Here is a 21227-nt window from a genome sequence, read left to right as displayed (position 1 = left end):
TAAAACAGTGGGCAATAAAATAAAATATGCATGATCCAGACAGAGCGAGATCATGCACTAGCATACCATTCTTCCCGTATTGTGCCAAGCCTAGTAGTGCTAAAGGCAGAATAAGGCCAGGCGTCGCGCGACGCCTGGCCTCATTCTGCCTTTAGCACGTTTCTTAGATCATTCCCAGTTCCCATTTTGCGTCCTCTGTCATGCGCTCAGGGGACCAGGGGGGATCAAAGGTCAGGTCAACCTTGCAGTTCTGCACATTCTCGACCTGCTTTACGCGCGACTCGACCTCCTCTATTACCTCGCCAGCCATGGGGCAGCCGATAGCGGTCAGAGTCATCGTTACGTTTACGCTGGCATCTGCTTCTTGTATATCAATGCCATAGACCAGGCCCAGGTCAACAATGTTCACCGGGATTTCTGGATCATAACATTCACGCAGGGCATCCATCACTTCTGCTTCATTAATTTGTGCCATAATCGGCTCCTTTGTCTCTGGTAGGCTCCTCTTAATCCGAGTAAATAGGTCGGAATATATTCTTCTGTAATATACTGTATCGGAGCCTATTTGTCAAAAGAAAAAGAGGGTTGGTGGGGACATCTCCCACCCCGGCAAAGGGCCTCGCCCTTTGCAATGCCGCTTAGAGATAGGCTTGTCCGATGCGCTCGAGGAAGAGGGTACGAAAGCCTGCTGCGTCGACGGCGACTGGTGCTTGCATGTTGGCCTGCGTGAGCTGTTTAAAGTCAGCGACTGTCTCACCCAGGGTCAGCGTGCCCTGAAGTTCCACATCGACGTAGGCTGGCTGCCAGGTTATAAGATCAGGAAGGAAGGTTGCGGCGAGGCAGAGTGGATCATGCATATGGAATGCTTTGGTCGCTATCTCTGCCTGGAAGACGTTGAAATAGAAGTCCGTCATCTGTAGGATTGCGTGCTTCACCGAGCCATCCAGGGAGGTTGCCAATTGCGCAAAATCTACAGGGGTCAGGCTTACCTGGTGGGTCACATCCAGGCTGACAATGCGTAGTGGCCAGCCCGCGTGAAAGACTACATGGGCTGCATGAGGATCACAATAGATGTTAAACTCAGCGGCAGGCGTGACGTTGCCAGGGACGCGCAACGCGCCCCCCATGATATATACCTCGCGCACTGCACGCGCGATACGGGGCTCTTTGTGCAGGGCCAGGGCCAGGTTGGTTAGTGGGCCAATGGCCACAAGCGTAATCTCGCCGGGCGCCTGCATGACCCTCTCGATGATAAGGTCGACCGCATGTTGAGGGTGGGCTGTGATGCGTGATTCGGGAAGCTGAAGCTGACCCAGGCCGTTCAGCCCATGCACGGACGCCGCATCCCCATGTGGAAGGATGAGGGGGCGTGACGCGCCTGCCGCGACAGGGATATCTTCTCGTCCCGCCAGGGAGAGCAACGCCAGGGCATTGCGCGTCGTGTGGTCAAGATTGACGTTTCCGCATACAGTGGTCAAAGCCTCAAGCTGTATTTCAGGCGAGGCCAGAGCTAAAAAGAGCGCGAGGGCATCATCGATGCCGGGATCAGTGTCTAGAATGATACGATGCAAGAACTTCCTCCCGATAGGGTATTCCACTTTGCGCGCCGAAGCGCGCGATTTTGAGGGATGCCGCATAGACCGCGAAGCGTAGGGCATCCTCGGCGCGCTGCCCCTCACTGAGAGCAACGGTGAGCGCGCCCACGAAGCAGTCTCCCGCCGCCGTGGTATCCACTGGCTGAACTTTGGGAGATGCCTGGTAGATACAGCGTGATTGTCCAGTGGCGTCGCGTGTCACGAGCATGGCTCCCCGTGCACCAAGCGTGATCACTATGGTTTGAATACCATAGCCGTGCAGGATGGTCGCGACGATGCGTGCATCCTCAACACTATGTACCTGCTGCCCACTGAGTTGTGTGGCTTCAGTTTCGTTGAGCACGAGCACAGTGACTTTGCGCAAGAGATCACGCGAGAGCGCCTGCGCGGGTGCCAGATTGAGCGTCACCGGGACGCCAAGGGTATCGGCTTTCTCAATCAGGCTGGTTACGGTTGCGAGGGGGATCTCAAGCTGAAGCACCAGGGCTTGCGCGGAAGCCAGGACTGCATGAATCTGCTGCATGTGCGCTTCATCTTCTCCGACCAGCATATTCGTTCCCCCGGCTACGACAATCGCATTATCCCCCTCATGCGAGAGAAAGATGAACGCAGTCCCGGTGTTCTCTTCCTTATCTCGAACAATAAGTTGTGTGTCGATACCTTCGGTGCGCATCGCGTCTAGTAAGCGGTCTCCGAAGGAGTCGATGCCAACGCGGCCAGCCATGGTGACCGAGGCTCCCATGCGAGCTATAGCTACAGCCTGGTTTGCTCCTTTGCCGCCGGGAACAAATTTTAACGAGTTCTCCGCCAAAAGTGTCTCACCCATATGCGGGATATGTGGAACTCGTACAACCTGATCCATATTCAGGCTACCGACTACCAGGATGTTTTTTGGTTGCATAACGAATGTTCTCCTGTGTACATTACTGCCATGCCAGTATGACCTGCGGGAAAGCAGAACTTTCTTGTTATCTTCTTATCCGAAAACCCTGAGTGCGAAGCGCTAGGCACGCCAGTGACGTTGGGTTTCGGAATAAGATCATAGCCCAGATGCATATCGCGAGAAGCTATGTGGGGCGTGGCGAGGGGATAGTCCCAAAAGTATGGTAAGCGCTATTGGTACTAATGAACATCCACTGAGAGCATACATCATGCAGGTGCATTCTCGCAATAGGCTGCGAGAATGCACCTGCATGTTTGTTGGTAAAAAGCGCAATAGGAGGTATTATTATCTAGGATATTGATTCATAGGCATATGTGTGGTTAAGGAATTTAGCTACGAAAGCAAAAATCTTTACCATTTTGCTAGCTAAAAGGAGCTTGCGCGTTCTACATGTTGTAGGGCATATTGATAGATAAAGCTAATAGCGTAAATATATCGCAATGTGGTTATGGGAGGGTGTCATGGTGCTGCAAATAGAAGAGAAGTCTGGGGGAAAACGCCGGAGCAGTGAGGAGAAGGGAACATATATTCGTATCCTGGTGGTCGATGATCAACGTCTCTTTCGCGAGTGTATCGCTGGTATGCTGGCGCAGGAACAGTTTTTTAGCGTGGTTGGACAGGCTGGTGATGGCATCGAAGCGCTTGAACTTGCTGAAACTTACAAGCCGGATGTTCTCCTAATGGATGTGCAGATGCCGCGTATGGATGGAATTGAGGCGCTACGGCGTATCAAGGAAGAGTGGCCGCAGATCCGGGTCATCCTCTTATCCGCTTACACCGTTGATGAGCGCGTTCTGGAGGGATTGAGCGCGGGCGCGAGTGGCTACCTTTTGAAAGATAGCTCCGCTGAAGGGGTTGTAGCCGCCATTCGCGCAGTCTACGCGGGCGAACAAGTTATTACATCACGTATCTCCAGGCGCATGATGCAGCTTTATGAGCAAGGGCTGGTGGAGAAAGAGCCGATTGGCGAGGGGCTGACGAGCCGAGAGATCGAGGTATTGCTGCGTATTGCCAGGGGGATGGTGCCTAAAGAGATTGCCCAGGCCATAGCAGTAACCGAGAAGACGGTGCGCAACCATATTAGCAACATCTATCGTAAGCTCAACATTTATGATCGCTCTCAGATTGTCATCTACGCGATCAAAAAAGGACTCATTGACGTACAAGATGTTTAACGATAGGTGATGGCGAGCCGCATAGCCAGCTCGCCATCACCTATCGTTAAAACAGTTTCTTGACGCTTAAGAGGTGGGGGTAAGTGTGGGTGTAGCTGCGGAAAAAATAGCCTTCATGCTGCGACAGTAAGTAATGAGGCGGCTGAAAAGAGGCAGTGGCTCAAGGGCCGGGACACAGCCAACCAGGATCAGTTTGCGTTGAGCGCGGGTCAGAGCCACATTTAAGCGATGTGGATTGGTCAGGAAGTCACGCCGTTGGCTGCCTGCCGGAGGCTCCTGGCTGGTTGCAAAGGACATGATGATAACCATGCGTTCGCCACCCTGAAAGCGGTCAACGGTATCCACACTCAGGAGGGACGAGGTCGGGAGCGCCTCCCAACCGCTGGTAGGATCGCTGCTAAAGAGATGCCGCCGAATGGTGGCGACTTGCGCGCGAAAAGGCGCGATAATGCCAATATCTTTCGGTGTGATGCCACGCTTGAGGAGTTCCGCGACGATGTCGCGTACAACTTGCGCTTCGGCGTTACTCGTTTTGCTCTCGCTCGCGCCCAGTCCCGTTTCATATGTGTTCGCTTCCGCCTGAAGAGGTGAGCTATCGAGGAAGACCAGGGGGCGCCCCGGTTTGAGGACCTCAGCGATAGCCGTTGTCTCCTGGTGAGCCGGCGAGAAGGAGGTAAAGTCTAGCTTTCGCTCGGCAATCGAGGGGTGCGCGAGAAGCAGGCGCTCATAAAAGACGGTGGAAGAGAAGTTTGAGATCCACTTATTCATACGATACTGCGTGCGTAGTGGCACACAGGCGCTGATGGCCACGGCCTGATTCTGCATATAGTCATCATCGAAGCGCTTAAGGTGGCTGAAGAGGGAATCGCTTAAGCCCTGGGTCGCAGCCTCCGGGTTCAGGACGAGGGGGGAAGCTGCTTTTCATCGCCTACCAGGATAAAGCGGCGCGCGAAACGCAAGGCCCCCAGGATGGCGGGTACAGTAAGCTGGCCTGCTTCATCGATAATGGCAACGTCAAAGTCCAGTCCGCTCTGCTTACGTGCAATGTCCTCGCTGGTGAGCATGTGGGCTGGCATATATTTATCAGAGGACCAGGTCGCGGTCGTTGAGGCAATCACTGGCATAGAGTGCAGCAGATCGTGTACCGTCTCTGGGTGCGGACTCTCATCCACCAGGCGTTTCAGCAGGTGGGGGCGTACTCCTTCGGCCACGCTACGCTCATGACCCAGGCGCAGGTAGGTGTCGAAGCCCTCGCGCTCAAGGCGCAGAAGAATATTATCGACGGCCTGGTTGGTAAAGGCCGCCAGCAGGACGCGCTGCCCCTGTTGCGTCAGGCGCTTAACAATCTCGGCAATAACGCTGGTCTTTCCTGTTCCTGGGGGGCCATGGACGAGTAGATAATCCTGCATCTGGAGGGCGCGCTCAACCGCTAGGTTCTGCTCAGCGTTAAAGTCTGCTCTTGGATGGACCTGTTGCTGTTTAAAGCGCGGGCGGACCTTCCCCGCGACCAGGTCACGCAGGTGGGGATCAACCTGGAGCCAGCGCATCAGGTTTTGCAACGTGCGTACATGCACCAGGTCATTATCATAGCGGTCGAGCAGGGCTGGGTGGTCAATCAGCTCGCGTGTCCAGACGGTTACGGCTTGCGAACTAATCTGGAGAATAGTGCCACTGACGACCTCCCCACGAATGGGATCGCCGCTGCTCAAGAGAATCTCGTCGCCCTCGCGTAGTTCAGAGGTATTCTCGCAGCTAAAGCTCTGTTGCCAGCCATCATTCGCAATGTTGGCAGGGCCAAGCGCTTGCAGACCCTGAATGGCTGTTCCCTGTTTAAGGCGCTCCTCTATCGGTGTATTCCAGAGCCTGGCCTGCTGTTCTTCGCCCGCGCGGCCCTCCAGTTGAAGCAGGTGATAGTAGTGAGCGAAGAAGGCCTTATCCTCCTGAGTGTTGAAATGCCAGGGACGCCTGTCCTGGGTATCCGGTTCGCTTACCTCGCCCTGTCCATTCTGAAAGGCCGCGTCGATGGTTGGAAGCTGCCAGTCGAGGAGGCTTGAGAGCTGATAGCACTGGCTCTGGAGCGAACAGCGATTGCAGCGTGAGGGGCCTGGAGGTGTGGTTGGAATGCCAGTTGCCAGGCTGAGCACCAGGGTGTTGCGCCGCTCATTGACGCGCTGGATCTCGCGGATAGATGCGGGGATGCCAAAGGCCTGGGCGTGTTGTGGCGTACCGCTATAGAGGAGGGTCGCGAGGGCCTTCTTCATCTGAGAATCGCGGCGGACCATGAGCAGAGAGTGATAGCCATAGACCTGCCAGCGATGCTCTTTGCGGGGAAGCTCGCCTTTGGCGCCCCCTGTTTTAAGTTCGAGCAGGCGTTGTCGACCCGCCTGCCGCCAGAAGAGGTCAAGGCGTCCACGTAGCCCAATTTCAGGCGCCAGCAGAAAGGTTTCGGCGCGCACCTGGTTGGGCGCGGTATCAGTATCTGCTTGTGTCTCATGAGTCTCCTGAAGCGCGGTCGGCATATCCCAGAGTGTATTGCGTTCATGTTCAAACCAACGCGCCAGGCTTTCTAGATGTGGCTGAGCCTCCTGACGCATCGTTTCAGGATTAATACCTGCGAGGGCCATCTCAATATTATGGAGCTGTAACGCTTGCTCCAGGTGACGTTGCAGGCTTGCATACGTCGTTTCTGGCGCCTGCTTTTCCTCTTCATCTGCCTTTCGTAGCAAGAATTTCCCGCGATCATGCTCCTTGAGAAGCTCCTTAAAGCAATGATGTACAATGTTACCACGAATGGTCGCGGCGTTTGCTGGCGAAGGGATCAAGCGCTGCAAGAGGTGCTGGCGCTGGCAATATTCCGCCTGATTGAGGTCAGTGATGTTAAGCAGGGTATCTGGCTCAAGCACGGCCAGGGTATAGGAGTTGCCGCGATAGCAGGAACGTGAGCGGTCACGAAAGGTAAGTTCGGTGGGCGCGAACGGGAGATGATAGACACGCAGGCGCAAGGGACGCATTTTGACTACATCCCAGCGGGCACGAAGCTCACGCACCAGGCTGCGATAGTAGTGGTCATTCAGGTGCAACTCAATATGCGCGCTCCCGGTATCCAGTACGAAGACCGCGACCTGCTCGCCCGCCACCAGCCGTTCCTGAGTGGCGAGAATGCGCCCTTCGAGTTGCAACCCCGTACAATCAGGACCTGGATCGAAGGCACAGAGGAAGCATTCGGGTGCGTGAGTATGGATCTCAGGTTGTTCAGTTCCCTGCGTCATAGTTGCGAAAAAGTCTCCTGTATTTTGCTCTTGCTGGCAGTGTACGCCACGAACAAACTTTCGTCAATCTCTAGATCAAACAAGGATACATAAAGAATAAAGCCAGAACGGTAGATGTGTTGTGGTTCTTTTATTACCATACACCGACCAATTGGAAAAGAGGAAACAGATGGTTGCATCCCCGAAAAATCCCATCATTCGTACCGTCACGCTGGGGCTGGCGGACGCCCACCCACTGACGGCGAAGCATATACAACAGGCGAGCGCTCTGTTACGCGAGGTTGAGGCACGGCTCACGGAGGCTGGCTACGAGCTACAGACACTGCGCCTCTCAACGCGTTCCGTGTGGGATGACCTCGTGTCCTGGTCCGCGACGGAGATCCAGCAGTATATTCAGGAGTTGCAGGGAATATTGGACGAGCAAAACCTGGCCTATTGTTCGCTGGGAACGGCCCAGGTGACGCGCCCGGACTTTCCCCTGGCGCGGCTGGATATATTGGCAGATCTCTTATTGCCAACCTCAGCCTTGAGCGCGACGGTCCAATTGGCGACGCTCCAGCATGGCTTGCGCGCGCAGGCCGCTCTGCCCACAGCCCACATTATTAAGCGCCTGGCGAGCGAAAGTGAAGAGGGTTTTGGCAACTTCCGTTTCGCTATGCTGGCCTGTGTTGATCCTGGCAGCCCCTTCTTTCCTGCGGCCTATCACGAGGGGACCAGTAGCCTGAGTGTTGGTTTGCAGGGGGTGAGCATTGTGACGGAGGCACTGCAACAGTTACGTTCCCAGCAGGCAGGCCCGCTCGATCTGACCCTCGTAAGCGAGACTCTCAAGGCTGCCTTGCAGTCACAGGCGCGCCCGGTGGTGGAAGCAGTCAGCCATCTGGCGGAAGCGTATGGCGTGCGCTTTGGCGGTATCGATCTTTCGCCCGCGCCTATGGGCGAGGAGAGTATCGCGGTGGCCATGGAACTCTGTGGCTATGGCCCCCTGGGATCGCCGGGAACGCTCGCAGTCGCCGCGGCGCTGACCGCTGCCCTGAAGGGGACGGATCTGCCAACCTGTGGCTATAACGGTCTGATGCTTCCTGTCCTGGAGGATCGCCTGTTAGGGCAGCGCTGGGCCGAACGGAGAGTCAACGCCCATCAACTCCTGTTGTATTCCACCGTGTGCGGGACAGGACTGGACACGGTTCCCTTGCCAGGAGACTGCTCCGTCGAAGAGATTGCCGCGCTGCTCCTGGATGTAGCGACGCTTGCTCTGCGACTGCGCAAGCCACTCTCGGCGCGCCTCTTCCCGGTTCCTGGAAGACAGGCTGGTGAGAGCACAACGTTCAGCTCGCCGTATCTGACAAATACGCTTGTATAGAGAAAGGATGCTATGTTGACGCAGCAGGAAGGATTTTGGCAGGCGCTAGATGACCTGGTCGCAAACAGTGAAATTGTGATAGATCGCCCCAGAGGATCGAGACATCCACGCTATGAGGAGATGATTTACCCCTATGACTATGGCTATCTACAAGGGACGCGTGCTGCTGATGGCGACGGAATTGATGTCTGGGTGGGTACGCAGCAAACGCGGCAGATGGCTGGGCTCATCGTATGCGTGGACGTGTTAAAGCGCGACAGTGAGATAAAAATCTTACTCGGGTGTACCCATGAAGAGATGGAACAAATCCTCGCTCAACACAACAGTGGTCTCCACGTGGGAATGTTGATTGAACGTAGTTAGAGGTGCTTGCAGGGGGAAGAGGGACGACGCGTGCTTCAGCAGCGTCGTCCTATTTATGCTGCTTTATGACTCGCGAAATTGAATAACCGTTTGTGTCCGGATGGTGCTTACCTCGGCTGGCTGTTCGTCGATATACTCATGTCCCCAGAGTGCACCCATGATACCATCAAAGGATGTGCGTACATTCTCGTAGAGACGAGCGTTCTCGATTGAGAGCGCGGCCAGGCTTGCAAGAACCGTTAAAAACTGAATATCATCTTCATCAAAGACAGTTTGTTGCTTGGTGTAGACGCGGATGACCCCAACGGCTTCTCCCCGTACTTCCAGTGGTACACACAGGACCGAGACCAGGCCTTCTTGCCTGGCTGCATCCTGATACTGAAAGCGTGTATCACTGCGCACATCGGGTACATAGACTGGGGTGCCACGCATGGTATCGCTGTCAATTGCGCTCTGGGTGAGACTTACTGGACCCTTCGCGAGATAGTTGCCGCTGAGTCCATGAACGCAGCTTAAGTGAAGCAGGCCGCTTTTGCGGTCAAGCAGACGTAAAGCACAGGCATCTACCTGCATCGCCTCAGTGGTACTGGTAACGATGCTCTGGAGCACCTGGTCCAGTTCGAGACTGGAGGTAAATGTCAGCGCGGCCTGATGGAGAGCTGTATAGTAATCTCTATGTGAACGTCGTGGCAACTGATGAGCGTTATCGTCTGTTGTCATGGGTTATCTTCTCTCCTGGTGACTTTCTGACTTCTTATGCGAAAACCAATCTCCATTCGGGGCGCGGCGCCACTGCCATGGCTAGCGCTCCGCGCTCAGGTTTTCGGATAGGTGGTAACTAAGCATGGACTACAGCCTGTATGTTAGACACGAGTATCCCATGCTTATTGTAACATAGAAAGTCATTCAGGAAGACAATACATTTCCAGACCACAAGCAAGAGCTGTGGCTTACCGCTCATGTTTTCCCTGAAAAGCGCAAAAGGGGAGAGCCGTGAGGCTCTCTCGCTGTGGCTTACTTCTTCTCCGAAAACCCTGAGCGCGCTTGTCCCCGAATGGGGGAAGCGCTAGACACGCCAGTGGCGCTGCACCCCCGAATGGGGGTTGGGTTTCGGAAAAAGATCTTAGTGTACTCCTACTGTCTGTTGTTGGGTCTGCTGGCTCTGCGATTGATTGGCAGGATCCTGCACCAGCCAGACGCGGCAAGGGGCATTGGAGAGCACGTAGGGAACTGTCTTACCAAGATCGTATTGAGCCTTCTGACAGTTGCGAACTAATCCTATCAAAATGAGCGCGCAATTGTGGTCTCTAGCTTCATCGACGATGGCGGGACCGGCGTCACGGGCCTGTACTACCTCTGCAACAGCCAGGCAGCCGACCCTTTCTGCAATACTCAAGGCACCGGTAAGCAGGCGATCAGCACGCTCAGACTCTTCTGTTAGCACGGCTTTGAGGGGAAGAGCACGTGGAACTTCAATGACATGTACAAGATGGACCTTACGTTTGGCTCCTTTTGCCATCTGGCAACCCAGGTATACCAGGTTTGAGTCCAGTTTGTCACCGCAGAGCACAACAGCAACATCGCCTGTGGCGCTTTCACCCAGGGCGGACTTGCTCATCGCTGTCTCTTCTTTGGCTTTGGAGCCCCATAAGTGAACCATAATAGATCTCCTCCTGATGGAGCATGATAAACAGCATCATAAATTCCTGACCGAACATTCGTTACAGTACCCAATTTTGCGTACGAATGGCAGCCTGGTTTTCCATCCTACAGGATTGTAGTACCAGAATACGGGTTCGTCAATGACACTAAACGGCATGAGTGTCATGCCCAATACTCTGAGTCGGGTTAGCCGAACGATTCAACTCCTTTACTAGTAATACGTACGCACGCTATAAGATGTTCTGCTGTTTTCGCGGTTGAAATAGATATAGTTTGATATACGCTGATAGAGTAACGTCTATCTCACACAAGAAAAGGCGGTCAAGCGACCGCCTTACTATAGTACTATTCTGGCTCGATTGTCACGGTTAACGCATAGCCAAGCAAGCGTTCCTGGTAGTATTCCGCTAGCTCGTGAGGGCACACAATAACGATAGCGTTCCCGTTCAGGTGAGCGGTAAGCATAATGTGAGTTGCTTCCTGCATCGTCAAGGTGTTGACCGTTTCAAGCAACGCGGCAACGACATGCAGCATGTCATTGTAGTCGTCGTTGAAAAGAATGACTTTATAGAGAGGAAGCAAGCTGCTACGTTGACGTACAACCTCTTCGGGCCGTATTTCTAGCCGTAAAGGCTGGCATTGCCTCTGTGCCATTGCGCTATTATTCACTCCTGAGTGAGTACTTCAGTTACTCTGAATATGTGCGCCGTTGAGTTCTATTGTAACCAAGACTTACGCATTTTTCTAGTGCTCTGCCGACTAATTTCGGATTTGCAGAGACAGAAATGTGGGGTGATGTGTGCTGTGCAGCACACATCACCCCACATTTCTGTCTCTGTCTGTTAGCGACGTCCGACGCTGCGGTCAATCTTGCCTCCACTGTTGAGGAGGATGGCGCGTGCGCGCGACTTGCGGCTGATATTCTCGCTATCGGGCAGACGCAGAGCCACTACATTAAGCGCGCCTTTACTGCTACGCACGGGTTGCTCTTTGCTCGCGGTCTGTTTGGTGACGTCCTGGCCAATAGCACCGCGTACCCTACGCCGGGTAAAGGTACCAGTGCTGGCTCCCAGGATAATACCGATTAACGCTCCTACAATAAGCGTGGTGGGCTCTGGCAGAATACGGGGGAGCGCAAAGCTCGCTACGAGTGCAAGCACACCCAGAATCACGCCAAAGATCACCGCGAAGAGGATAATGTAGATTGGTTTGGGGCTGGTCTTCTGCGTACGCAGAAAATAGTCGCTGCGGGCCTGGTTGGGTCCATGCTCACGGAATTGCCCCTGTCCTACCATTCCTTCTTCAAGCTGAAAGACCTCGTCAAGGCTAAAGCCCTCCTTGCGCAATTTTGCGCTCGCGGCATCTGCTTTCTCCTCATCGGTAAAGACTGCTAGCAGGTCATAGCTGCCAGGTTGCTGTTGCTGTTGTTGCATACGTCTCGTATTCTCCCTGGATCTCTCCATGCGCCTGGTGCTGGCACGTCAAGCGCTAGTGTATCTGGTTGTGTCTTTGGTTGCTGTGCATCCACTATCAAATAGTATAATATTCCAGGAGTGCCGCCAAGAGAGGGCTGGGCAACTTAGTAGGGTTTTGAGTGGAGTGACTCCAGGACAGTCGCGATTTCATGTCGGACACGGTCGCTCTGGCGCATCTCGCCCTGCACTTTCTCCCAGCCGTGCATGATTGTGGTATGGTCGCGCCCTCCCAGTTCTGCACCGATCTGTTGTAGCGAGGCTGTAGTCTCTTCACGCATAAGATACATCGCGACCTGGCGCGGCCAGGCAATATCGCGGTCGCGTTGCTTTCCCCGGATACGTTCGGCCTCCACATTATAATAGCGGCAGACGCCATCAATGACCTCGGAGACGCTTAATTTGGTGGCGGCAGATGGTTTTTTATCACTATAAATATTTTCCAGGGCGTCGGCGGCTAGCTGCACGGTGATCGGCGCGTTATGCAGGGTCGCGTAGGCGATAACGCGGTTGAGTGCCCCCTCCAGTTCACGTACACTGCTGCACTCTGGTCGTGCCACATATTCAACAACAGCGCTGGGAACCGAGAAGTGCAGGAGGTCGGTTTTTGAGCGTAAGATGGCCAGGCGATGCTCATACTCTGGTGGTTGTACATCCGCCAGCAGCCCCCATTCAAAGCGTGAGCGCAGGCGGTCTTGCAGGCTATGTATGGCTTTGGGCGGCCGGTCGCTGGTGACCACGATTTGTTTATTGGCGTTGTGGAGCGAATTGAAGGTATGAAAGAACTCTTCTTCGGTTGACTCCTTGCCTGCGATAAACTGAATGTCGTCGACTAGCAAGATATCAATCTGGCGATACTTGGCGCGAAACTCCTCGGTTTTCTGATAGCGAATAGCATTAATGATTTCGTTGGTAAATTTCTCCGAGGTGACATAAAGCACAGTTAGCCCTTTGACCTCGCCCTCATGTCCCACCGCGTGTAGCAGGTGGGTTTTGCCCAGGCCCACGCCGCCGTAGAGGAAAAGCGGATTATAGATGCGCCCGGGATTCTCTGAAGCAGCCAGGGAGGCAGCATGCGCCAGTTGGTTTGATTTGCCCACGATAAAGGCATCAAAGGTATAGCGTGCGTTGAGTTGCCCGCCTGTCCCAAAGGTAATGACCGGTGGAACGGCAATGGGCCTGGCTGGGTTGTTGTAGCTTGCCGGGCGCTCTGACTCGCCCTCAGATCCGGAGCCTGGAGGTGGTGGAAACGCGGGATACTCTCCGGGCGGGGTTTCTGCTTTTAGCGCCCCTTCTCGATTTAAGCCAAGGGTTTGAAAGGGGAGCGATGCCTTAGACTTCTTCGCCACGGCGGCCGCGGACTCCGCCAGGCGGCGTACATGCTGCGCGGGCGATGTACGTGTTCGTCCCAGGCGCGAAGGACGCTTGGGGGGCGAGAAGAGAGGCTCGCCGGGTTGCTCTGGTGTGGTTTTATCGCGGGAAACGACAAACTGGACCTCGACCTCCATTCCCGTGATGTCGGTGAGAATGGTGCGGATCAGGCTGGTGAAGCGACGCTCGAGATGGGTTTTGACAAAGGTCGAGGAGACACTGACGACGAAGATCCCATCTTGAAAGGAGTCAGCGGAGGTGCCCTGGAACCAGGTGGTAAAGGTATTAGGCTGTACGCGCTCCTGTAAGCGTTCTATTGCAGTTTGCCAGATTTGTCTTGCATTCACACACGACTACTCCCGCAAGTAAATGTTGAGTTCTTATGTACGATACGTGGCGCTTGGTATGGTGGCGTCACAAGTAGGAAAAAGCTCCTGCCTGGACGAAACGACGATTAGTCTACTCCCAGTGTCTGCTTCTTAATGGTGAAATGTAATGGTAGCATTAAATCAAACCCCTGTAAAGGCCTTGTTCTCGCGTCCTAGTACCAATTTGAGAACTACTTCATAGACAAACTTCTTTTTATTATCTATCTTTAACGTAGACGCGTAATTCTTGTTTTTTTACAGGCATCCAAGCCAACTTGCGCCTCCTCAGGAGGAGAGCTCTCGCCACTGCGTGACTCGCTTGGGGAAGAGTCTGCTGTAGTGGTTGGCTGGCTCCGCCAGCCAACCACTACAGCAGACTCTTCCCCAATACAAGCGTGATAGGTAAAGATGAGCTATTACCCACTTTCGGGTAAGGTGTGTCAGGTGGCGAACTGGCGGAGCCAGTTCGCCACCTGACACACCTTACCCCTGAGCGCCGCAGGCGCGAAGGCTCTCCAGAGAAAGGGGCTTCATGCAACCTGGACTAGTCGTAAAGGGTGAGTTCAAGCAAGGCTCGCTCGACGCTCAAGTTTCACTTCTGCTATAATGTCAGAAGTTTTGTGCGCGCGTGATGAGAGCCTTGCGTGCTTTTAAATGGGAGGATTTGCATATCATGGATAAGTGTCCCTATTGTGGGGCCGACACAAGGCCGGAAGATCGGTATTGCCTGAATTGTGGGAATCGCCTGACCCCTGCTGCTGCTGCGCAGCCAATGAATGCCGCCCCCACCGTGGGGGCCTCTCCAAGTGGAGAATGGAACGCGGCTGGGCATGAAGGAGGCACTGTTCCTTCTTCTGACTATGGCAACGAGGCGGCTCCAACCGTGGCGGGCGGCTATGGGGCTGAGCAGGCCAACTATTCCGCTTCTACCGCCCAGGCAACGATGGATCGCATTGAGCAGCCAGGGCGTTTTATCTTGCGCTCTGAAAGCGGCCAGGTCATCACTGAGTATCCGCTGGAGAAAAAAGAGATCGTGATTGGGCGTGCTCCCAATAGCGACATCCTGTTGCAGAAAGATAAATTGACGTCGCGCCGCCATGCCGTCGTCCACTTTGATAATGGACAGTATGTATTGCAGGATGAGCATAGCGCCAATGGTACCTTTGTCAATGGGCAACAGCTTGATGAGAATGGCACACGCTTATTGCAGGATGGCGATCATATTGGCATTGGCGAGCATGAGCTGATCTTCCGCGCCTTTGGCACTGCCTCAAATGAGGTCGAAGATCTGCCCACGGTCTCTGTTCCCTATGAACCCAATCCCTACGAGCCTAATACCTATCGTACCTCGACTGATGACAATGTCACGCTTCCTGAGAGCGATAGTGGATATGAGACCCAGTCCATTCTCTCGGAGGAGCCAGAGATTCCCTTTGGTGTGCCAGCCCTGGCCACGCCAGTTGAGCAAGACGAGCAGGCTGACTTCCCGGCTGTGGAAGAGCAGACACAGAAAGCGCCTGAAGCGTCTGACTATGTCCCCGAGACACCGGAGGAACCTGTGCAGCCACGCGAGGAAGAGTCTGTACAGAAAGCCTACGATGACGCTCCTCTGACCTTTAAGCGCCTGACCTCCATTCCCATGCCCAATCTGCCAGACATGAGCAGCTTGATTGCCGCTGTCTCCGCTCTGGATGGCCAGATCGCGGCTTTGCAGGACCAGTTCAACTCGACGCAGGATGCTATGCGTAAGCGCGAGGGAGAGCTGGGCCAAACCGTCAATCAACTGCGAGGTGGCATCCGGCGCGTCTCTGAGCGCATGGATAGCACAATCGCCGATGTCGCGCGTAGCCGCGAGGCTTTGGCCTGGGCCGAGCTCTTGCAGCTCATGGAAGATGTTATGAGCAATCCACGCGATATCGAATATGTCACGAAACTGGCGCGGAAGGCTCGCGAACTCAACAAGGTCTTCCAGATTCACCAGAATGTACTCAACACAATGGCCGAGTGCAATAGCCTGTTGCGCGGCATGGTTGGCGAAGAGTAATAGAAGGTGCAGTACGTGCTGGTGGCTTGCGGCCACCAGCACGTACTGCACCTTTGGTTTATAAAAAACTTATCAACTGAGCGGATACTTTCATGCACGAAATTGCTTCACGACAGATAGATGCCATCATTATTGGTGCTGGCCTGGGCGGCTTACTAAGCGCAGCCCATTTGCTCCAGCGTGGCAAACGCGTTCTCATTCTAGAGCGCCTTCCGCATGCGGGGGGCGATTTACCGCCAAACATTTCCAGGGCGTGCAGGTAAGTACCGGTGCTGTGCACATGGTTCCCTTTGGGAGCAGTGGCGCGCTGGCTCAGATGCTTGATCGTTTGCAGGTTCCCCACCGTTTCTTTGATGCCGATGTCTTCGGCTCTTTTTATGTACATGGCAAACAGTACCGGGCGCAGGGTTTGCTGGGCGTCTTGCGTTTCCTGGGTCCGCGCCAGTCCTGGTGGTTCATCCGCCTGGGCTACCTGATGTTTTTTAGCCAGTTGTCTGAGGCCGAACTCCAGATGCCCTTTCATCGCTGGTTAGAGCAGCACATCAATGTCGAGCGCAATCCACAACTGGTCGCCTTCTTCGAGCGGATCTCGCGTTTTGCCCTGAGCCTGGAACTGAGCCAGGTAAGCACACGCGAGGTGATTCGCACGACGCGCAACATGTTTCGCTTTGGCGCGCCCGCGATTGTCGAGGGTGGATGTGGTGAGATCACACGCCAGCTTGAACAGCACGTCCAGGAGCTCGGCGGCGAGCTTTCACTCTCCTGCGAAGTATTGCAGATCATCCAGCGTGATGGGCGGGTGAGTGGAGTACGTGTGCGCTACAAAGAGCGTGGCGCCGAGGAAGTGATCGAGGCTCCCCTGGTGGTGAGCGATATCGGCCCCAGAGCCACAGACGGGCTACTGCACAATCGGAAAGTAAGGCAGGCTGATGTGCTCAAGCGGAAGCCGGGAGAGGAGTCTGTGGGGGGCGAGACGCCCTCAGAGGTGGGTCTGCACGAGGCCGTGGGCCTGAAAGTCCATATCTTAAGCGATGTCTCGTTTATCCCTCATCGTGGCATTATGTATTGCCTGGATACGAAGCGCATTGCGGGTATCGTCCAGCCAACAAATAGTGACCCCAGTCTTGCCCCTGCTGGCAAGCATTTGTTAATTACCCACCAGGTCATTCAGAGTAACAACGTGGAGGAAGAGCGCGCTCTCGCGCTGGCGGACTTGCATATGCTCTTTGGTGACGCCTTTGATGCGTATTGTCGCGTACTTACGATGGGGACCTATCGGGGCGAGTGGCCGGTGAATAGGATGACGCAGGGAGAGGACCTCACACCAACAACAACCGTCGAGGGCCTGTATCTCGTGGGAGATGCCGTCAAGCCATCGGGGTTTCTGATGGTGGAAGGGGTGGCCCAGAGTGTGAACCATTTCCTGGATCTGTTAGATGCACTGGATCGTGAAGAAACAGACAGGAAAGGCCGACCTGCGCGGGCGAGCCGATCACATATGGCGGTCGCCTATTCGCGCTTGAACCCCTTGCGCTGGTTGTGGATGGCGCCGGGAAATTCGGCTACGTTCCACAAATTGAAGGATGCCCATTAGGACTTGTATAAAGGCTGATAGTAATGAAGCAAAGTGAAACGCCAGTGGCCTCCCCCTATTACCTGGTACAGGGAGGAGCCTCGCTCCAGGGCGAAGTGAAATTGAGCGGCGCGAAAAACGCCGTCACCAAAATGATTATCGCTTCGCTGCTGACCTCTGAGGAGTGCACATTGCGCAATGTGCCACTGTTGGGAGATATGTATTTAACCATGAAGCTGTGCGAAAGCATTGGCACCAGTCTGCATCTGGATGACCATGTGTTGACGCTGCGTACCGACTCTATTGCCAGATCTGAGATCTCGACCGAGGTCGGCGGACTGAACCGCATCGCTGTCATGGCGATTGGTCCCCTGCTGCATCGCTGTGGTGAGGTAAGCATACCTGCCCCGGGGGAGATCGTATTGGCCCGCGCCCCATTAATTTTCATATCGAGGGACTGCGCCAGATGGGGGCGACGATTGTTGAGCGCGATGGATTCTATTATTGCACGACGACCAAGCGCCTGCGTGGCACAACAATCAAATTGCCCTTCCCCAGCGTCATGGCGACCGAGAACTTCTTGATTACGGCCTCGCTGGCTAAAGGTGTGACCATTATTGAGAACGCGGCCATGGAGCCAGAGATTGTAGACCTGATCAAGCTGCTGCAAAAGATGGGCGCCATCATCGAGGTTAAGGTTGATCGGCGTATTGTGATCGAGGGCGTCGAGAAACTACGTGGCGCGAGTCATACCCTGCTCAGCGACCGCAACGAGGCTGTCTCCCTGGCTACCGCGGCCTATCTCACGCGCGGCGATGTCTACCTGCGAGGCGCACAGCAGGATATTCTATTGACGTTTTTGAATACTCTTTCAAAGATGCGCCTGCGCTTCGATATTGATGACGAGGGCATCCGTTTTGTGGCTGATGACCAGCCACCGCCCGCGATTGCCTTGGAAACAGATGTTCATCCTGGCTTTATGACGGATTGGCAGCAGCCCTTTACCGTGTTATTGACGCAGGCGCGTGGTATGTCGGTAGTACATGAGACGATCTACGAGGATCGCTTCGGCTATACCTCGGCCCTCATTGGTATGGGCGCGCATATCGGCCTGTATAGCAAATGCCTGGGCGAGGTGCCCTGTCGTTTCCGCGAGAAAGAACACCAGCATAGCTGCGTAGTTAGTGGGCCAACGCCCCTGAAGGGAACGCAACTCTATATCCCCGATATCCGCGCGGGCTGCTCCTATATCCTCGCGGCCTTGTGTGCGGAGGGTGAGTCGCAGGTCTTTGGCATCGATCATATCGAGCGTGGATATGAGCACCTGGACGCCAAACTACGTTCACTCGGCGCGCAAATTCAGCGCATCGAAGCCACGGCAACTGCCAACGTCAACTAACAACCAGATACACAGAAGGAGAGCCTGACGCGAACCACGCCAGGCTCTCCTTCTGTGTATCTGGTTTACTACCAATCGGCTTTGACTTCGCGCAATTGCTCTGGTGTGAGAACGCGGAACATAATGAGCAGATTCTCCAGGTCGTATTCGAGGCCCATGGTATGCAATTCCTGGCGAATGCGACCAAGGGAACCGATCTGTGTAGTGTTAATCATGCCGTAGCTTACCAGGCTGGCGGCCAGCAATTGGTCAGGCGTGAGGAGCTTAAACATCAGCAGGATCTCGCCAAGCTGGTAGTTAAGATCCACGCCATTAAGCATACGCTGGATATTTTGAGCCACGTCCAGGCGACTCTCGGGAACGAGGTGCCCCTCTAATAAGACGCTTCCGAGCGAACGTGTTGCGCGTCCATTGAGTGCCTGGGGCTGAGGTGGCTGGGGCGGTGGTGTGGGCATCGGAGGCAGGCTCTGCATAATATCGATCAGGACCGCGTTACTGGTTGAGTTCTGCGCAATCTTTTCGGCCTGCCCTTCGGTTGCCCGCTTAATTTCAGCCTTAATTTGCTCAACAATTGTCTGATGATCGATATCTGACTCTTCGTCCCGTTTCTCATCTGTGATGGACGTGGTTGGAGGATACTTCTCGGTCTCTGGCTCCTGGCGTTTGGGCCTGGATTTCAGCTCTTCTGCAGTGTGTGCGCGGCTGATATATTCCTGGCCAGGAGCACCAGTGAATGTCGCCTGGGGGGTCGCTGCGTGCTGTTGCTGCTGGCTAGAGGACGTGGCAGTCACAATAGAGGCCAGGGGCGAGGCAATATTTGTGGCCTGCCCATAACTGTTTGGGCGTGAAGGCGCCTCTGTACGCCTGCCCGGGTTCTCTGGGGGCATATTTGTAGGCCGCTCAGCGGGCATCCCCTCGATAGGAGCGGGGCGTAACGGTTGTGAGAATAGCTGCTCGCTTACCTGTCGTGGTGGAACATCGGTAGCTGGATGAGTGGCATAGGCCGTTGTTTGTTGGGCCTGGGAGGTGACCTGAGAAGGCTCGTGCGCTGTTTGAGGGGCGCGGGCGAACAGACCCTGTTCCCCTAAGAATGGGCGTGCCCGGACGTGCGTATCCTGTTCTGGTTGGGCTATAGGTTGAGCGAAGGAAGGCTGCTCGCTTACCTGATACGCAACGCGTGCCTGGGCAGGTGCCTCGCTCCGTGTATACTGAGCTGGTGGAGGGGATACTGGTGCCTGCTGAGTAGACTGGATGGGGCGAAACGCCTGTCGCTCAGGAGCTGGCTGCATCGTGGGATGATTTTCAGCGGGCGGAGCCTGTCGTCCCTGAATGAGGCGCGAGAGTTGAGCCAGGCCAGATTCATTGGGAGCATCTACCTGACCATTTGCCAGGCGCTGAAGGGTATTCAGGCTCGAGCCCCCCATGGGAGCTGCGGATGGCTGGGAGGAAGGATTGGCAAAGGAAGAGAGAATAGCGCTCTGAGCCTCGTATCTATTGTCAGATGTACCTGATTGGGAGGGCGTATTCGGCGCGCTCCAAGTGCGCTGATTAGGATAGAGCACGGCATGGATTTTGTCCGTGTAGGAGGACTGAGCAGGATCTTCCATCACATTTGGCGTCTGAGGGGGTGTCACAGCGGAGGTGGGCGAGGAATATTGACCTGTATTGTTGAAGGTTCCAGGAGCAGGCTGGTGAAAGCCAGAGACGCTACTTCGTAGAGGCGTAATCGGCTGCTCTGGCGATGAGTGCGTGCGATATGACTGTCCGGGTGTTTGAACAGGTTGTGTTGGACGTGGCGTCGCCGTTGGCGAGGCACCTGAATTGTTCGGAGCAGAGGGCGAAGAGGTGCGCGTCAGGCGTGGCTGGGTCGTTGAGGACGTGTTCGCTTGCTCTGAGGGAATGCGAGCGCGTACGGCGTCAACAAGGCCCATCACCCCAAGCATGCCATCGACCTCGACCTCGGCTGGTGTCGTATTGATATGATCATCGAAGTCGCGTGGCCCATAGCCTGCGATATTAGTGCAATTGAACGTCAGAACTTGAATGCCACGACCACGGCGTTGCGTATCTAAAGCGACCCAAAATTCGCGACGCGCGGTTGCCGCCTGGGCGAGGTTGACCAAAATAAGCCGTATTGGGAGGCGAGCGATGGCATCAAAGACTTCAACGGCGGTACGTGCGGTATGACAATCGTAGCCCGCGAGTTGTAGTTCGCCAATAAGTAAACCCGCTAACTGCTGATCTCGTTCAAATAGGAGAATGTGTGGTCCACTGGTACTAGCATTCATAAATTCGCTCCGGTCACTGCACGTTTGGGTTCTACTGGTGCAAATGGTGCAAAATTTTGCTCTATTATCAGACGTTGAGAAGGCGTGGCCGTGCTACATAACTCAACGGCATCGGGTGCGCAGAGAAAGTAAATATAGCCATTATTGGCGCTTAGTATAGCATATTGCTGCGAGTGTGGTATAGCAAATGTGACTAATGACGCATCACACACACATACGTTGCGCTTTTTGCATACCCTGATACTCAGGGTATGAGCCCTCTTCCTCTCTATCGGCTGCTGTGTATTGGAAGGCCAACTTTTTTGTTTACACAGGTGTATGCTCTGGTTGTATCATACCTTGTGT

General features: G+C 54.7%; 17 protein-coding genes and 1 pseudogene. 7 read left to right on the top strand and 11 right to left on the bottom strand.

Going from position 1 to position 21227, the window contains the following annotated elements; genetic code table 11:
• Positions 1 to 163: 163 nt before the first annotated feature.
• From JMJ16_RS23995 to rbsK, 3 genes are all read right to left on the bottom strand, one after another.
• Positions 164 to 475 (bottom strand): metal-sulfur cluster assembly factor, encoded by a 312-nt coding sequence (locus JMJ16_RS23995; protein WP_201369463.1) that lies wholly within the window; start codon positions 473 to 475, stop codon positions 164 to 166.
• A 163-nt stretch (positions 476 to 638) separates the two neighbouring features.
• Positions 639 to 1571 carry a nucleoside hydrolase gene (locus JMJ16_RS23990; protein WP_201385592.1) on the bottom strand — a complete coding sequence of 311 codons (933 nt, stop codon included), beginning with the start codon at positions 1569 to 1571 and terminating at the stop codon, positions 639 to 641.
• On the bottom strand, positions 1546 to 2496 hold the full coding sequence (rbsK, locus tag JMJ16_RS23985; RefSeq protein ID WP_201385591.1) for a ribokinase: 951 nt from the start codon (positions 2494 to 2496) through the stop codon (positions 1546 to 1548). The genes JMJ16_RS23990 and rbsK overlap by 26 nt, the downstream gene beginning before the upstream one ends.
• A gap of 503 nt (positions 2497 to 2999) precedes the next feature.
• Between rbsK and JMJ16_RS23980 the strand changes: the two genes are divergently transcribed.
• A complete protein-coding gene (locus JMJ16_RS23980; RefSeq protein ID WP_201385590.1) occupies positions 3000 to 3713 on the top strand; it encodes a response regulator transcription factor in 714 nt (237 codons plus the stop codon).
• A gap of 66 nt (positions 3714 to 3779) precedes the next feature.
• Here the strand turns inward: JMJ16_RS23980 and JMJ16_RS23975 are convergent, their stop codons facing one another.
• A complete protein-coding gene (locus JMJ16_RS23975) occupies positions 3780 to 4538 on the bottom strand; it encodes a C-terminal helicase domain-containing protein (RefSeq protein WP_201385589.1) in 759 nt (252 codons plus the stop codon).
• Between the two features lie 71 nt (positions 4539 to 4609).
• Positions 4610 to 6982, bottom strand: coding sequence for an AAA domain-containing protein (locus JMJ16_RS23970; protein ID WP_201385588.1), 2373 nt, complete (start codon positions 6980 to 6982; stop codon positions 4610 to 4612).
• Positions 6983 to 7151: 169 nt separating this feature from the next.
• On the opposite strand from JMJ16_RS23970, the gene JMJ16_RS23965 reads away from it, so the two are divergent.
• On the top strand, positions 7152 to 8342 hold the full coding sequence (locus JMJ16_RS23965; RefSeq protein WP_201385587.1) for a DUF711 family protein: 1191 nt from the start codon (positions 7152 to 7154) through the stop codon (positions 8340 to 8342).
• 12 nt (positions 8343 to 8354) lie between these two features.
• Positions 8355 to 8705 carry an inorganic diphosphatase gene (locus tag JMJ16_RS23960; protein WP_236601667.1) on the top strand — a complete coding sequence of 117 codons (351 nt, stop codon included), beginning with the start codon at positions 8355 to 8357 and terminating at the stop codon, positions 8703 to 8705.
• A 63-nt stretch (positions 8706 to 8768) separates the two neighbouring features.
• On the opposite strand, the gene JMJ16_RS23955 is transcribed toward JMJ16_RS23960, so the two are convergent.
• The 5 genes from JMJ16_RS23955 to dnaA form a co-directional block, all read right to left on the bottom strand.
• The gene (locus tag JMJ16_RS23955) at positions 8769 to 9425 is read right to left on the bottom strand and encodes a GAF domain-containing protein (RefSeq protein WP_201385586.1); all 657 of its coding nucleotides are present in this window, start codon (positions 9423 to 9425) and stop codon (positions 8769 to 8771) included.
• A gap of 403 nt (positions 9426 to 9828) precedes the next feature.
• Entirely contained in the window at positions 9829 to 10365 is a 537-nt protein-coding gene (locus JMJ16_RS23950; RefSeq protein ID WP_201385585.1) for a universal stress protein, read from the bottom strand.
• Positions 10366 to 10712: 347 nt separating this feature from the next.
• Complete coding sequence (locus JMJ16_RS23945) at positions 10713 to 11021, bottom strand: ATP-dependent Clp protease adaptor ClpS (protein WP_201385582.1); 309 nt, start codon at positions 11019 to 11021, stop codon at positions 10713 to 10715.
• 188 nt (positions 11022 to 11209) lie between these two features.
• On the bottom strand, positions 11210 to 11800 hold the full coding sequence (locus JMJ16_RS23940; RefSeq protein WP_201385581.1) for a hypothetical protein: 591 nt from the start codon (positions 11798 to 11800) through the stop codon (positions 11210 to 11212).
• 146 nt (positions 11801 to 11946) lie between these two features.
• Complete coding sequence (gene dnaA, locus JMJ16_RS23935) at positions 11947 to 13557, bottom strand: chromosomal replication initiator protein DnaA (protein WP_201385579.1); 1611 nt, start codon at positions 13555 to 13557, stop codon at positions 11947 to 11949.
• 694 nt (positions 13558 to 14251) lie between these two features.
• Here dnaA and JMJ16_RS23930 point away from each other — a divergent pair.
• The 4 genes and pseudogenes from JMJ16_RS23930 to murA all read left to right on the top strand — a co-directional run bounded on the left by JMJ16_RS23930 (position 14252) and on the right by murA (position 18594).
• The gene (locus tag JMJ16_RS23930; RefSeq protein ID WP_201385577.1) at positions 14252 to 15622 is read left to right on the top strand and encodes an FHA domain-containing protein; all 1371 of its coding nucleotides are present in this window, start codon (positions 14252 to 14254) and stop codon (positions 15620 to 15622) included.
• A gap of 92 nt (positions 15623 to 15714) precedes the next feature.
• Positions 15715 to 15885: an NAD(P)-binding protein gene (locus JMJ16_RS57235; protein WP_201369450.1), complete on the top strand. Its 171-nt coding sequence runs from the start codon at positions 15715 to 15717 to the stop codon at positions 15883 to 15885.
• Entirely contained in the window at positions 15876 to 17216 is a 1341-nt protein-coding gene (locus JMJ16_RS23920) for an FAD-dependent oxidoreductase (RefSeq protein WP_201385570.1), read from the top strand. Before JMJ16_RS57235 ends, JMJ16_RS23920 begins: the two co-directional genes overlap by 10 nt.
• Positions 17217 to 17239: 23 nt before the next feature.
• Positions 17240 to 18594: pseudogene (gene murA, locus JMJ16_RS23915) on the top strand (UDP-N-acetylglucosamine 1-carboxyvinyltransferase).
• Positions 18595 to 18662: 68 nt separating this feature from the next.
• Here the strand turns inward: murA and JMJ16_RS23910 are convergent.
• Positions 18663 to 20882 carry a hypothetical protein gene (locus tag JMJ16_RS23910; RefSeq protein WP_201385568.1) on the bottom strand — a complete coding sequence of 740 codons (2220 nt, stop codon included), beginning with the start codon at positions 20880 to 20882 and terminating at the stop codon, positions 18663 to 18665.
• Positions 20883 to 21227: the final 345 nt, after the last annotated feature.

Source organism: Ktedonobacter sp. SOSP1-52 (genome assembly GCF_016587395.1).
This window is presented reverse-complemented; position numbering and strand designations above follow the sequence as displayed.

Excerpts from the sequence above, each read along its gene's own strand:
- JMJ16_RS23960 (WP_236601667.1), top strand. The coding sequence starts at position 8,355 with ATGTTGACGCAGCAGGAAGGATTTTGGCAGGCGCTAGATGACCTGGTC.
- JMJ16_RS23970 (WP_201385588.1), bottom strand. The coding sequence starts at position 6,982 with ATGACGCAGGGAACTGAACAACCTGAGATCCATACTCACGCACCCGAA.
- JMJ16_RS23995 (WP_201369463.1), bottom strand. The coding sequence starts at position 475 with ATGGCACAAATTAATGAAGCAGAAGTGATGGATGCCCTGCGTGAATGT.
- JMJ16_RS23910 (WP_201385568.1), bottom strand. The coding sequence starts at position 20,882 with ATGAATGCTAGTACCAGTGGACCACACATTCTCCTATTTGAACGAGAT.
- rbsK (WP_201385591.1), bottom strand. The coding sequence starts at position 2,496 with ATGCAACCAAAAAACATCCTGGTAGTCGGTAGCCTGAATATGGATCAG.
- JMJ16_RS57235 (WP_201369450.1), top strand. The coding sequence starts at position 15,715 with ATGCACGAAATTGCTTCACGACAGATAGATGCCATCATTATTGGTGCT.
- JMJ16_RS23945 (WP_201385582.1), bottom strand. The coding sequence starts at position 11,021 with ATGGCACAGAGGCAATGCCAGCCTTTACGGCTAGAAATACGGCCCGAA.
- JMJ16_RS23965 (WP_201385587.1), top strand. The coding sequence starts at position 7,152 with ATGGTTGCATCCCCGAAAAATCCCATCATTCGTACCGTCACGCTGGGG.
- JMJ16_RS23940 (WP_201385581.1), bottom strand. The coding sequence starts at position 11,800 with ATGCAACAACAGCAACAGCAACCTGGCAGCTATGACCTGCTAGCAGTC.
- JMJ16_RS23980 (WP_201385590.1), top strand. The coding sequence starts at position 3,000 with ATGGTGCTGCAAATAGAAGAGAAGTCTGGGGGAAAACGCCGGAGCAGT.
- JMJ16_RS23930 (WP_201385577.1), top strand. The coding sequence starts at position 14,252 with ATGGATAAGTGTCCCTATTGTGGGGCCGACACAAGGCCGGAAGATCGG.
- JMJ16_RS23950 (WP_201385585.1), bottom strand. The coding sequence starts at position 10,365 with ATGGTTCACTTATGGGGCTCCAAAGCCAAAGAAGAGACAGCGATGAGC.
- JMJ16_RS23975 (WP_201385589.1), bottom strand. The coding sequence starts at position 4,538 with ATGCAGAATCAGGCCGTGGCCATCAGCGCCTGTGTGCCACTACGCACG.
- JMJ16_RS23955 (WP_201385586.1), bottom strand. The coding sequence starts at position 9,425 with ATGACAACAGACGATAACGCTCATCAGTTGCCACGACGTTCACATAGA.